This window comes from Bilophila sp. (genome assembly GCF_057864385.1).
Genome location: NZ_DBMAFI010000028.1, coordinates 1 through 12,909 on the forward strand (window position 1 = coordinate 1; position 12,909 = coordinate 12,909).

Consider the following 12,909-nt stretch of genomic DNA (forward strand, 5'->3'; position numbering starts at 1 on the left):
AAGGCCGAGTTGAATGCACTCAAGCGCTACCAGTCCGCCGGCAAGAAGAAGCTCGCCAGCCCTGGGAAATAAAGTTTAAGATTGGAGAGGGGGAAGGGGAGCCTTTCTCCAGAAAGGTTCCCCTTCCCCCTCTCCAAACCTCTCCCCCTTCCTCTCCAAAGACTTTCGCGTTTATCGAATCCCTGTTCAAAGGTATTGCCGTAACAGGCAAGAAAGCCCGTGCTGGTCTGTTCCGCACGGGCTTTCTCATTCTCGTAAGTGGATGATCTGCGTAGTTGATGGGAGAAGACGGACGGGGCCTCTTGCGGGGAACAGTAAAAGGCTCTTCCCGGCCCGCTACAGCAGTACAAGGACGCCGCTGTTGGCGATAGCGACGATCAAGAGCAGGAGGGAGAAGATCATGCCGATCTTATGGCGCATCGGCGTCGTGCTCCGGGCGATGACCGTCCAGATGACGGAGGGGATGAACAACGCCGCAAACAACGCGGCGACGAACAGAAGTGCACCCTGATTTTCAAACGTCAGCAACTCCTGCGTTTGCAACATGAAGCACAGCACGCCCGCCATGATCAAAGAAAGCCAACCACCCCACGCGGCCCACTCGCCGCACCAGTTGGCCGCAAAGACGTAGTAGTCACGCCCGAAGTCGTCTATATTCCGCCGGACGAGAAGCCAGAACAGCCCCAGAGCCCCCGCAGAGGCAACCTCAAGGAAGTGGATCAGCCCGAAGTACAACCAGAAAGGATCGCTGACGGAAGGCAACAGGAGCTCGATCAGCGTCTGAAGGTCGTTCTCTTGCGGCAGCTCCGTGCCCTGCAAGGCCACGCGGCCCAGAATAAGCCCGATGATGGGGAGGCAGGCAAGGCTGCTTCCGGTCAAAAACGCGAGAAAACCGTGCAGCACGGGCCAACTGCGCAGCGGCTTCCACGCCGCCACCACGATAGCCCAGATGATGGCCCCGCCAAGCAGAAGGCCCGCCGAAAGGTATAGGCCCGCCTGATATAGGGGGGGAAAGGTGTCGTAGGGGACGATCTTTGCCACACCGAGGCCCGCGAAGCACACGACGAACAGCCAGTTCAAAAAATTGGCAAACCGCGCCTGCTGGCGGGAACAGCGCTCCAACAGGCTTCTTCTGCCGAAATGGGCGCGGATCAGTCCATAGAGCACCACAAAAGGCAACACGACTGCCGCGAGATATAAGCATACAGGCACGGCGAACAGCGCAAGCTGCCCCCATGCTTCGATGAGGCCCGGCGGCAAAGCGGGCAACAGTTCGGACAAACGCTCCAATACAGACATCGATTCCATGCCATTTCCTCATTAACAGGGCAGAAAGTGAAGCGCGCCCCGCCGCGTCCCGCTGGCAAACCGAACGCCTATCGGAGGCACGCGCAACGATTCAGGCCTCAACATGGGGTCACCAATACCAAAAGTAAACCCTGTTCGCACACTTTTTTTGCGTATTTTGGGATATATTTCTGAAGGAGTCATTCAAAGCCGGAAGCCAACCTATGCCAAAAGGCTTCCATTTCCCGAAAAAATCTTGGATCCCCCAGCGGAGCGATTGCTAACGGCCTTGATTTAGGCGATACTGTCAGACCCGCAGGTGCTGTCCGTACCTGCAAGCTGGAAACGGGGCAGGAAAATCCATATCGGGCCAGCGGCCCGGCGACTGGCAATGCTCCGCTCCGGAGCCTACAAATCATGCATGAGGTACAACGGTGGAGAAAACAGAACATAAAGTCCTCGTAGCCAACCGGGGAGAAATCGCCGTACGCATCGTTCAGGCCTGCCGTAAATTGGGCTTGGAATTCGTTTGCGTGCATACGGCCGAGGACATCCATTCCGGCCACGTACGCATCGCCAAAGAACTTGGTGGGGAAAAATCCCTCTATCAGGTGTCCTCCTACCACGACGCCAATGAAATCCTGTCCGTCGCCGACGACGCCGGCGCCACGGCCATTCACCCTGGCTACGGTTTCTTCGCGGAGGACTTCCGCTTCGCCCGCCGGGTCACGACCAGAGAACGCAAGCTGATCTTCATCGGCCCTTCGTGGCGGGTCATCCGGGAGCTCGGCGATAAAATCAATACCAAACGCCTTGCCCGCAGCCTCGGCGTGCCCACGGTTCCCGGTTCCGACCGTCCCATTTACGACGAAATGGAAGCTGAAAAGATCGCCAGAAACCTTTATGATTTCCAGCTTCAGCAGGGCATCACCCGCCCGCTGGTTCTCGTCAAGGCTTCCGCAGGCGGCGGCGGCATGGGCATTGAGGAAGTGTACGACATCGATCAGTTCCGCTCCGTGTACCGGCGTATCCGCAACTACGCGCTCCGCCAGTTCAAGGACGAAGGCGTGCTCATCGAACAGCGCATCTGCGGCTTCAACCACCTTGAAGTGCAGATCGTCTCCGACCGGAGCGGCAAGAATCCGGTCCATTTCGGCACCCGTAACTGTTCGATCCAGTCCACAGGCCTCCAGAAGCGTATCGAAGTTGCGCCCGGCTTCGATTCCTCATCCATCGAATACGATTTCGACGCGGACAAGCTGCTGGAAGACATCACCCGCCACTCCCTCGCATTGGCCCGCAAGGTCGGCTACGACAACGTAGGGACGTGGGAATGGATCGTCACCAAGGACGGCAGCCCCTTCCTTATGGAAGTGAACACCCGCATTCAGGTGGAAAACGGCGTCTCCGCCCGCATTTCCAAGGTCAAGGGGCAAGGCGACGTCGACATCATCGCCGAACAGATCCGCATAGGCCTCGGCGAGCCCCTCGGCTATACGCAGGAAGACATCACTTTTGAAGGTGTGGGCATCGAATACCGCCTCATCGCCGAGGATCCCGACAACCGCTTTACGCCGTGGGTCGGCCGCATCGACGCCTTCGGGTGGCCGAGCCATCCTTGGCTCAAAATGTACACGCACGTACCTACGGACGAGCCGTACGAAATCCCCACGGAATTCGACCCGAACCTTGCGCTTGCCATCATCTGGGGCGAAAACCTCGAACAGGCCAAGGAACGGGGCATGCAGTTCCTCGACGAGCTGACCCTGCAGGGTGAGAACCAGTCCGGCGAACTGAAGTCCAACGTCAACTTCCTCCGGGCCAATACGGGCCGCATTCTCCGCTTCTAGCGGATTACTGGATACAGCATGGATATCGAAAAAAGAGCACATCATCTGAGCGAACGCCTCAACTATATCCGGGACATCTTTGACGGCAAGCACCCGGAAGACATTGAGTTGCTGCACAATCGCCTGAACGAATTCTTCCGCCGTGCCACGGAGGGCATCCAGTCCGACCCGGACGCGGAGCTCACCACCTTGGAAGAACTGTTCACGTTTATGGAGCGCAAGCTGGAAACAAAAATCCAGCCTATGGACAAGGTGCGCATCGTCCGCCATCCGCAGCGTATCTGCCTGCGTGACATCCTTGAAAACGTATACGACAACTTCACGGAAATCGGCGGTCAGGAAGAGCACAGCATCGATCCGAGTATGCTTATCGCCCGCGCCACCATCACCCGCCGCCGCGGCAAGAAGACCTACAACCAGCTCATCATGGTCATCGGCCAAGAAAAAGGCCACGGCGAGGAATTCCGCAACGGCGGTTCCGTCAAGCCGTGGGGCAACTCCAAGGCCCTCCAGTACATGAAGGTTGCGGAAACCGAAGGCATCCCGATCCATACCTACGTCTTCACGCCCGGCTCCTTCCCCATCGAGGACACGCCCGGCGCGGCGCAGCAGATTGCGAAAAACCTCTATGAAATGGCCGGGCTCACCGTGCCTATGGTCGCCGTGTTCTCCGAAGGCGGTTCCGGCGGCGCCGAGGCCATTTCGCTGGCGGATCGCCGCCTCATGCTTTCGCACGGCTACTATTCGGTCATTTCCCCTGAAGGCGCCGCAGCCATCGAAGGCCGTCTGAAGCCCGGCCAGCGCGCCACGCCCGAACTCATCGAACGCTGCGCCACCCAACTGCACATCACCGCCGAGGACAACCTCCAGTTCGGCTATATCGACAGGATCATTCAGGAACCCAGCCTCGGCGCCCGCCCGTATCATTATGACTTCTTCCGCACCCTGCGCCAGGAAATCATCCGGGCTACCGATGAAACAGTCCTGTCCGTCCGTTCAGGCCTGTTCCGCGGCGCGCTGCTCCGCCGCATGAGCCGCGACGACATCAACCTCGACGAGATGTATATCCGCTGGCACCTCAGCCAAGGCGCCCGCGAGCGCCTTGTCCTGCGCCGCCAGAAAAAATTCCTTCGCCTGTCGCGCGGGGCCTACATCGACCGCCGTCCCTTCCTCAACAAGATGCGCAACAGCATGCGCGAATCCTGGGGCAACATCTCTGCCCGCATCAAATATGCGCTCATCACCAAGCATCAGCGTAAGTTCGCCTACCTGCTGGATGAAATGACCTCTGAAATGCACCTGCTGAAGCGCCGCCTGACCGCGCCCTTCTGCCGCATCCCTCGTGATCAGCGCCCCTCCATCGAACCGGAAACCGTGCGCAACCTGACCACGCTTTCCGATTGGGACGAGGAAAACGAGTCCCGCAAAGGCCAATGGTCGTATATCAGCCCCCGCGCCAAGGAAGACCGCGCGGTCACCTGCCCGAATGCAGGCACGCATGGCTGCCTCGACCTGTGGTCCCCGGATCTGTACGGCGAATTCGCGGGCGTCTGCACGTGGTGCGGCCACCACTTCCCGATGGAATACCAGTGGTTCGTCAAGAACGTGTTCGATGAGGATTCCGTCCGCGAATTCAACGGCGAAGTAGAAGCCGGCAACCCCCTGCAGTTTGAAGGCTTTGATGTCCGCCTTGCCGAAGCGCGGGAGCGCACCAAGCTCAAAAGCGGCTGCATTACCTTTGAAGCCAAGCTGGACGGCACCAAGATGATCGTCGCCCTGTTCGCGGGCACTTTCCGCGGCGGCTCCGTCGGTTCCGCCGAAGGCACCAAGTTCGTGGAAGCCGCGGAACTGGCGATGAAGAAACGCTATCCGCTTCTCGCCTACGTGCACGGCACGGCGGGCATCCGTATTCAGGAAGGAACGCACGGCGTCATTCAAATGCCCCGCTGCACGGTGGCGGTGCGCCGCTACATCAATGCCGGGGGCCTGTATACGGTTCTGTACGATACCAATTCCTACGCCGGGCCGGTGGCGAGCTTCCTCGGCTGCTCGCCCTACCAGTATGCCATGCGCTCCTCGAACCTTGGGTTCGCCGGACGCGGCGTCATCAAGGAAACCACGGGGATAGACATCGAACCCCACTACCACAGCGCGTATAAGGCACTGGCGCGGGGGCACATTCAGGGTGTATGGGATCGCCGTGAGGCTCGCGCCAACCTGAAGCAGGTTCTGCTGACGATGGGCGGCCGCAACCTTTACTACCGTTAACCGCCGATGGGCTTTGGGGCCGGGACGTCCCGGTTCTCCGCCTTTCCCCTTTGCAAGAAGAGAGTCAACAGCATGTTAGATGTCACAAGCCTTCTCGAAGAAATCAAGGCTTCCCCTTTTGAGGAGCAGGAAATCGTCGCCCCCCATACCGGTGTGGTGACGTTCGGTTCGCTCAAGCTGGGAGATAAGGTCATCGGCCCGAACGGTACATGGAAGGAACGGCCCGGAACGCTTATCGCCACCATCACGCGCGAACGCAACCCGAAGCCGCTCAACGCGGTTCAGAAGGGCGAACTCTGCGCAATCCATAGCGAGCTGGAAGGGACGTACGTACAGGCGGGCACCCCGCTCGCCACCATCCGGCACTTTTTGTCCAAGGACGAGGTGCTGCGCATCCTGCTCAAGCAGGCGCTTAACCTCTTTGTGGCTCCCGAACGGGCCAAATATTATTTTGTTCCCCAGATCGACACCAAAATCAAGGTGTCGGGTTGCCGTTCCGTCTCCGTCTACGAAGGCATGGAATTGTTCATCGTCTCCCGTATGAAACGGGAAATGCCCCTGTACTACACCGGCCCGGACGGGCTTATCTATACGGTGTACTTTGAACACAACGAAAACGTGGACGCGGGAAGCCCGCTGATCGGCGTCTGCCCCCCGGATCAGCTCCAGCAGATCGAAGAGGTCGTGCTGAAAGTCCAAACCGAATGGCAGGAGCAGGAATAACATGGGCAAACTCCTCCAGATCCGCGTCAGCGCATGGACATACCGCGAAGAGGACGTCGTCCGGGCATGGCCCGCTCTGGCGGCCTTGGCGTGGCCCCGTCCCCAGTACCCCGGCGAGAAACGCGGCGTGCTGGAGTTGGTGACGGCGCTGGAAAACGGCCTTTCGTTTGAAGGCTGGCCCAAGGCTGTCGCCGATGGCCTTCGGGAAGGCATCGGGCGCGCCGCCGCCGTCAAAAAGGAACTGGAGGAAGCGCTTTTCCAGTGGGAACCGCGCAAGGCCAACGGGCTGAGCGAAACGCTGGAAGAGGAACTTGCCACATTGAACGAACGGGCGCCCAAGCCCTAGCGGGTGCCCTGCAAGGAGTTATCATGCTGAATAAGGTTATGATCATCGGCAGGCTCGGTCGCGATCCCGAACTGCGTTATTCCCAGAGCGGCAGCCCCGTCTGCACGCTCAACATCGCCACGGACGAATCCTACACGGATCGCGACGGCAACCGTGTGGACCGTGCCGAGTGGCACCGCGTCGTGGTGTTCCAGAAAGCGGCGGAGAACTGCTCCCAGTACCTGACCAAGGGCAGCCTTGTGTTTGTGGAAGGCAGCCTGCAGACCCGCAAATGGCAGGATCAGCAGGGGCAGGATCGCTACACCACCGAAATCAAGGCACAGCGCGTCCAGTTCCTCGACAAGCGCGGGAGCGAACAGGGCGGCATGTCCGGCGGCAGCGAAGGCGGCTACAGCGCTCCCCGCCGTCCCGCCCAGCCCGGCGGCAACCGTCCCCAGCAGCGCCCGCAGCAGCGTCAGGACGACTATGAAGATCTGGGCCCTGCGTTTCCTTCCGAGGCCAGCGGCATGGATGACGTGCCGTTCTAGAGAAATATTAGGAGGGAAAGGGGAATCTTTTTCCAGAAAGTTCCTTTCCCTCCCCCCTCCCTCTCCTATCCTAAGACGTTTGACTGGTGGGAAGGTCACACGGATGGAGTTCGTTCCGATGTAGAGGTGGGGGAGGCGGTTTTTCCGTGTTTGATCAAAAGTAACTTTTCCGCATCATACGCGTGTTCGTTGATGGCAACGCCTCTGAAACACGTGCCATCAGATCACAAGGGAGCACCTTGGAAAGAGGCGAGCTCCGTTTTTCATCCATAAACACGAGGCACTGATCATAGCTACTCGACTGGAAGGCAACACGGCGGGCCTGAAGCCCAGCCAGATGAAGGCGCTGACGCGTCTGGGGCAACGGCGATACCCCGTACGGGGTGGATATACGACGGAACAGGCCCGCGAACTTGCGCTCCTTTCGCGTGCGCTCGGCCGTCAGGTTGGGCTCGTCATCGATCGGCAGGGCAAGGTGGACATGGTGATCGTGGGCGATCCCGCGTCCATCCTGATCCCGGAATTACCGCGCGGGCGTGGTGCGGCGGGCCGTCTGCGCGGCATCCGCCTGATGCACACGCACCTTTCACCGGACGGGCTTTCCCAAGAAGACTTGATGGACATGCTTTTCCTGCGTCTGGACAGCATTTCCGTACTGACCGTCAATGATTACGGCGATCCCGTCAGCTTTCAGAGCGGGCACCTGCTTCCCCCAAATGCCGACAGCAAGCCTTACCGCGTCCATCCCATGACCGCATGGGATCGCGTGGACATCGATTTCAACGCCGAAGCCGTCTCGCTGGAAGAGGAGCTTGGCCGCGTGCTCTCCGAAGCGTCCGAGGCGGGGGACAGCCCCAGGGCGATCCTCGTATCCGTCTCGCCCCTTCCCCGCGCTGTACAAGAAATGCACATCGAAGAGCTCCGGGAGCTGGCGCGCAGTGCGGGCATTGTGGTGACCGGGACGCTTATCCAGCGGGTCGCCGACATCCATCCCCGGCATATTTTGGGTAAAGGCAAGCTGGCGGAACTTGAGATTTTGGCTTTGCAGGGCCAAGCCTCGCTGATCATCTTCGACGGCGAACTTACCCCCGCTCAGCTCAACAGCCTTTCGGAAGTCACCGAGCGCAAAGTGCTCGACCGTACCCAGCTCATTCTGGACATCTTTGCCCAGCGCGCCACGACCAGGGCGGGCAAGCTGCAGGTGGAAATGGCGCAGCTCAAGTATACGCAGCCCAGGCTTGTGGGCAAAAACCGGGCTATGGACAGGCTCATGGGCGGCATCGGAGGCCGTGGCCCCGGGGAAACCAAACTGGAAACGGACAGACGCCGCATTCGTGAACGGATCGCCAAGATCAAGAAAGAGCTTGAAGGGCTGCGCCAGCAACGGGCCTTTACCCGTGCCCGCCGCGCCCGACAGGGTTTGCCGGTGGCTGCTCTGGTGGGCTACACCAATGCCGGGAAGTCAACGCTCCTCAACGCCCTGACCCGTTCGGAAGTGCTGGCGGAAGACAAGCTGTTCGCCACGCTGGATCCCACCACCCGGCGGCTCCGCTTCCCCGAAGAACATGAGCTGGTGCTGGCGGATACGGTCGGCTTTATCCGCAACCTCCCAAAGGAATTGACCGAAGCGTTCCAAGCCACCCTTGAGGAACTGGAGGCCGCCGATCTTTTGCTGCATGTGGCCGACGCTTCACATCCTGAACTCGACCGCCAGATTGCGGCTGTGGACGGCATCCTTGCCGATATGGAGCTGAATGAGGTTCCGCGTATCCTCATCCTCAACAAGTGGGATCGGCTGGAGGATGAGATGCGCGATATCCTGCGCGACAGGTGGCCCGACGCCCTGCCCATTTCGGCGGAAAACCGGGACGGCCTCAACGCTCTCTCCCGCTGCATAGAAAATACCATCCACTGGGAAACGACGGCCCACATCGAAATAACCGGGCCCATGCCCAAAATATACTGACAAACTACCCTGCTCTGGAAAACGGCACGCGCCCTCTCCCAAAGCCGACATCTCAACACAAGATACAAAACGCGCCATAGGGATAAGGAAATCCCCTTGATCCCGTGGCGCGTTTTCTTCGGTGCCCCGCGCCGCTCCAAAGGCCTATGAGAAAAAAAGAGGCACAAAAGCCACAGCTCAACACGAAGCTCCAATCCATCCTGGCCGTGGGGCGGACGTACGGCAGGATCCCCTTCCGTATCTCCATCAGTCGGACAGCCTTAAGGGGAAAAGGGAAGGCACGGCTCGACAGCTCCCTTACCCGCTCCCCTTTTCTCCCCCTCCCGCCTGGAGTTCTCTTTGGAGGTAAATCAAAATTCGAGCGGCGGCGACGGCATCCGAACCCGCATGGTGATGCTCAAGCGGGATGCCGCAATAACGGCAAACCGCGTCGAGCTTATGCGAAGGGAGCTTGAGCTTCCTGCGCGATTCCCGCAGTGTGCATACGAAAGGAAGATCCGGAAGGGCTATGCCGTTGGCCTGACAGCAGGCTTCCAACACCCGCCGATCAAAAGGGGCGTTGTGCGCGACAAGATGCGTAACGCCTTGCAGAAACGAAGCCATCTGCGGCCAAAATTCCAAAAACGTGGGGCTGTCCTGCACATCCTTCCACGTGATGCCGTGAACCCATGTGAACAGGATACGCCTCCTCGGTGGACGGAGCAGGCTGTACAGCGTGTCGACGACTTCGCCGCCGCGCACCTTTGCCAATCCTACGGCACAGGCGCTGTCCGGCTGATAGTCGGCGGTTTCAAAATCCAAAGCGGCATATACGGGGTCGACCATTAATGTCTTTCCAACAAAAAAGGCGGGGAAATCCCCCGCCCTTTTAAGCTACAGGGTTCTTAATTCACCGATATACAACTTCAACTGCTGGAGCAGTTCCTTGGCCTTTTCGGGATGCGCACCAGCCAAGTTGTTCAACTGGAACGGATCAACCCGCCTGTCGTAGAGTTCGTCCTGTTCGGGAACCGTCACTTCGGCCCCCTGAACGCACGTCCACATTTCCTCTTTCATTTCCAGCTCGGCGGACTGACGGCCGGCGTTGCCGCCCTTGCCCGATCCGTCATAGAAAAGGCGGTTCATCTCGTCGGTATCAATATCGTTCTTGAGCCAATGGATATACGACCAATCCTTGGTGATGAGCGACCATGACATACCATAATAACCGGCAATCGCGACCTCGCGCACGGTATCCGTCTCCCCGCGCATGACCGGGAACAGGCTGATGCCGTGCATCTCATCCGCGCCGTAGGTCTGGATGCCTTCGTGCCCGGCTTCGGAAAGAGCGGACTGCCCGTAGCCGAGCGCATCCATTATGGTCGCCGTGACATCCACATTCTGGACGAAACTTTCGATCCGCTTCCCTCCTTCAAGGCCGGGCACATGGATGAGCAAAGGAACATGAACCAGTTCCTCGTAAGGCCAAGGACGGCACTTGCGCATGATGCCGTGCCCATGTTCGCCGTTGCCCATGGGCTGGCCATGATCAGAGGTGATAATCACCATCGTCTCATCCCAGAGGCCCTGCTCGCGGATAGAATCAAGCAGATTGCCGATCCACTTATCCACAAGCTCCACTTTTTCCATGTACAGGGCGCGGATATGGGCACACTCCTCTTCCGTCATCACGCCCTTGACTTCAGTCCACGGGGCCAAGATCATTGGATTGCCCTGATAGTCCGGGTCATGCGGACACGGTTTCCCTTCCCAGACGGACGGCGGATCCCAAGGCTCATGGGGATCGAACGAATCCACCCACAACAGGAAAGGCCGCTTCGGATCGCGTTTGCGCCGCAGCCAGTCGTCGGCTTCCCGTGCGACGATGCTGACATAGTTGTCAGCGTCCGACTTCCAGAACTGACGCTGCTTGAGGTAGCATTCGGCCTCCCGGATCAGGGACTGCGACGAACTGTCGTATTCGCCGTCCTCGTTCTTGTGCAACATGCCGGGCGACAGATAATCCTCAGCCTTCACAGCGGGATCCAGAGGCACGTTATGGAACGTCTCGTGATCCAGTTCATGCCCGTTGCAAAACTTTACATAGTCGAACCCCCGCGAATAGCCGTACTTGGGCAGGCGCATGGGCGGCGTATCATATACCAGAGCCGTCTGCACCTCCCGGCACCAGAGCATGTCGGTCAGGCTGGTGTCATTCAAATCCAACGGCTTCCACCCGGCATAGGGCAAGGTGAAACGCCCGGTCATGAGCGCCCTGCGGACGGGAATCGTGGGGAGCCCTTCGCTATAGGCGTTCTCGAACAGGTACCCCTGTCTGGCGAAGCGATCCAGATTGGGCGTTTTCACTTTCGTGTTGCCGTAGCATCCCAAATAATTGAACTGGAGCGTGTCCAGCATAATGAAAACCACATTCTTGATGGGAGACATGCTGTCCTCTCTAGGCTTTTCTGCGGCCATGAACCGGCGTGCCGTTCAAACGCCAAATGCCGAAGCCGGTCAGGGCGCACAGGATGGAAAAAATGGGGACGAACCAATTCAAAAACGCATACGGCACGAAGTCGAACGCACTGACGCCAAGCACTCCCGCGATGTAAAACGCGTGGACGCTCCACGGAACCAGCGGGCAACCGATAGTCCCCGCGTCCTCGCAGGTACGCGACAGCACCAACGGGCTGATGTCGGCCTTCTTGAACGAATCGAGGAAGGCGCGGCCGGGCACGATGACCGCCAACATCTGGCTGCCCGTGCCGAAGTTGATGATGTAAGCCGCAGCCAGCACTGAAGCAACCAGACGGACAACGGAGCGGGCCCCCTTCAATACCGCATCGAGCAAGACTTCAAGTACGCGGGAGCGTTCCAGAATGCCGCCAAAGGCCATGCCGGAACACAACAGCAAAACCGTAGGCATGATGCTGAGCAGGCCGCCGCGGGACAACAGCGGATCAAGCTGCTTGATGCCGGTCTTGGAAACGTAGCCGGAGGTCATCATCTTGGCGAGCTCGTTGAAGGCCACCCCCTCATACACAGCGATGGCCACGGCACTGAGCAGGCACACCGCCATGACCGGCAGAACCGGGAAACGCTTGTATGCCAAGACGATCATCAAGATGGGGGGGATGAACGCCACAAAATCCAGACTGAAATTCGCTTCAAGGCCGCTGAGAATCGCGTTGAGGCTTTCCAGCGAAGCGGTCTGTTCCTGCGCAAAGGAAAAACCAAGCACGGCATATACGATCCCCGCCGCAACGAACGCCGGAACCGTCGTCCAGAGCATGGACAGGATATGATCGAAAAGCGGCACCTCACAGACGGAGGCAGTAATGTTGGTCGAGTCGGATACAGGGGACATCTTGTCGCCGATGTACGCGCCGGAAACGATGGCCCCAACCGTCATGGCCGGAGGATAACCAAGCGCCTGCCCGACGCCGAGCAGCGCCACGCCGATGGTTCCCATCGTACCGAACGAAGTGCCCGTGGCGATGGAGGCCACCGAACACAACACCATGGCGGACAAGAGGAAATGTTCAGGCGCAATCAGTTTCAAGCCCCAATAAATGATGGCGGGAATGGTTCCTGAAGCAAGCCACGCCGCGATGATCATGCCCACCAGCGCAAGGATGGCGATGGCGATCTGGATGCGCCCGAGCGCCTCAAACATCCCTTCCTGCAAGTCTTCCCAACGATATCCCGTCTTCAGCCCCATGAGGCCTGCCAGCGCCACGGCACCGATGAGCGGCAGCACGGGAGGCCGCACCCCAACAATGAGCGTACCATACAGGATCATCGCCACAGGTAACGCCAATGACAGGATCGCCCACCCTAAAGAAGGCTTCTTCCCTTTCGTCTCCATTCCATACTCCTCTCCACTGTCTTCCGCCCGTCCCACTCAGGAACGGTTACCGGCGAGCGCATCGCGCTCCGAAGTCTTTGTCGTTCTCACAA

10 protein-coding genes and 1 pseudogene are annotated in these 12,909 nt (G+C 59.1%); 7 read left to right on the forward strand and 4 right to left on the reverse strand.

Annotated features, from left to right (window positions below; genetic code table 11):
• A pseudogene (locus tag ACZM8Y_RS10310) lies at positions 1-266 on the forward strand (hypothetical protein); the annotation flags it as partial.
• Between the two features lie 70 nt (positions 267-336).
• On the opposite strand, the gene ACZM8Y_RS10315 reads toward ACZM8Y_RS10310, so the two are convergent.
• Positions 337-1,308 carry a hypothetical protein gene (locus tag ACZM8Y_RS10315; protein ID WP_337431696.1) on the reverse strand — a complete coding sequence of 324 codons (972 nt, stop codon included), beginning with the start codon at positions 1,306-1,308 and terminating at the stop codon, positions 337-339.
• 413 nt (positions 1,309-1,721) lie between these two features.
• Between ACZM8Y_RS10315 and ACZM8Y_RS10320 the strand changes: the two genes are divergently transcribed.
• The 6 genes from ACZM8Y_RS10320 to hflX all read left to right on the forward strand — a co-directional run bounded on the left by ACZM8Y_RS10320 (position 1,722) and on the right by hflX (position 8,967).
• The gene (locus tag ACZM8Y_RS10320) at positions 1,722-3,137 is read left to right on the forward strand and encodes a biotin carboxylase N-terminal domain-containing protein (RefSeq protein WP_302551974.1); all 1,416 of its coding nucleotides are present in this window, start codon (positions 1,722-1,724) and stop codon (positions 3,135-3,137) included.
• A gap of 18 nt (positions 3,138-3,155) precedes the next feature.
• Complete coding sequence (locus ACZM8Y_RS10325; protein WP_302551975.1) at positions 3,156-5,405, forward strand: acetyl-CoA carboxylase carboxyl transferase subunit alpha/beta; 2,250 nt, start codon at positions 3,156-3,158, stop codon at positions 5,403-5,405.
• 72 nt (positions 5,406-5,477) lie between these two features.
• Entirely contained in the window at positions 5,478-6,128 is a 651-nt protein-coding gene (locus tag ACZM8Y_RS10330; protein ID WP_302551976.1) for a biotin attachment protein, read from the forward strand.
• Position 6,129: 1 nt separating this feature from the next.
• Positions 6,130-6,474 carry a formin-like protein 18 gene (locus ACZM8Y_RS10335; protein ID WP_302551977.1) on the forward strand — a complete coding sequence of 115 codons (345 nt, stop codon included), beginning with the start codon at positions 6,130-6,132 and terminating at the stop codon, positions 6,472-6,474.
• A 23-nt stretch (positions 6,475-6,497) separates the two neighbouring features.
• Positions 6,498-7,001 (forward strand): single-stranded DNA-binding protein, encoded by a 504-nt coding sequence (locus tag ACZM8Y_RS10340; RefSeq protein ID WP_479858317.1) that lies wholly within the window; start codon positions 6,498-6,500, stop codon positions 6,999-7,001.
• A gap of 337 nt (positions 7,002-7,338) precedes the next feature.
• Positions 7,339-8,967 (forward strand): GTPase HflX, encoded by a 1,629-nt coding sequence (hflX, locus tag ACZM8Y_RS10345; protein WP_479858316.1) that lies wholly within the window; start codon positions 7,339-7,341, stop codon positions 8,965-8,967.
• Positions 8,968-9,264: 297 nt separating this feature from the next.
• Here the strand turns inward: hflX and ACZM8Y_RS10350 are convergent, their stop codons facing one another.
• The 3 genes from ACZM8Y_RS10350 to nhaC are packed head-to-tail and all read right to left on the reverse strand — an operon-like array spanning position 9,265 to position 12,817.
• Positions 9,265-9,792: a 3'-5' exonuclease gene (locus ACZM8Y_RS10350; protein ID WP_489501722.1), complete on the reverse strand. Its 528-nt coding sequence runs from the start codon at positions 9,790-9,792 to the stop codon at positions 9,265-9,267.
• Between the two features lie 48 nt (positions 9,793-9,840).
• Positions 9,841-11,394, reverse strand: coding sequence for a sulfatase family protein (locus tag ACZM8Y_RS10355; protein WP_479858314.1), 1,554 nt, complete (start codon positions 11,392-11,394; stop codon positions 9,841-9,843).
• Positions 11,395-11,404: 10 nt separating this feature from the next.
• Positions 11,405-12,817, reverse strand: coding sequence for a Na+/H+ antiporter NhaC (gene nhaC / locus ACZM8Y_RS10360; RefSeq protein WP_308771101.1), 1,413 nt, complete (start codon positions 12,815-12,817; stop codon positions 11,405-11,407).
• Positions 12,818-12,909: the final 92 nt, after the last annotated feature.

Bases quoted from the DNA above. Each gene is read 5' to 3' on its own strand.
- ACZM8Y_RS10340 (WP_479858317.1), top strand. From the start codon at position 6,498: ATGCTGAATAAGGTTATGATCATCGGCAGGCTCGGTCGCGATCCCGAA.
- ACZM8Y_RS10335 (WP_302551977.1), top strand. From the start codon at position 6,130: ATGGGCAAACTCCTCCAGATCCGCGTCAGCGCATGGACATACCGCGAA.
- ACZM8Y_RS10325 (WP_302551975.1), top strand. From the start codon at position 3,156: ATGGATATCGAAAAAAGAGCACATCATCTGAGCGAACGCCTCAACTAT.
- ACZM8Y_RS10315 (WP_337431696.1), bottom strand. From the start codon at position 1,308: ATGGAATCGATGTCTGTATTGGAGCGTTTGTCCGAACTGTTGCCCGCT.
- hflX (WP_479858316.1), top strand. From the start codon at position 7,339: ATGAAGGCGCTGACGCGTCTGGGGCAACGGCGATACCCCGTACGGGGT.
- ACZM8Y_RS10350 (WP_489501722.1), bottom strand. From the start codon at position 9,792: ATGGTCGACCCCGTATATGCCGCTTTGGATTTTGAAACCGCCGACTAT.
- nhaC (WP_308771101.1), bottom strand. From the start codon at position 12,817: ATGGAGACGAAAGGGAAGAAGCCTTCTTTAGGGTGGGCGATCCTGTCA.
- ACZM8Y_RS10355 (WP_479858314.1), bottom strand. From the start codon at position 11,394: ATGTCTCCCATCAAGAATGTGGTTTTCATTATGCTGGACACGCTCCAG.
- ACZM8Y_RS10330 (WP_302551976.1), top strand. From the start codon at position 5,478: ATGTTAGATGTCACAAGCCTTCTCGAAGAAATCAAGGCTTCCCCTTTT.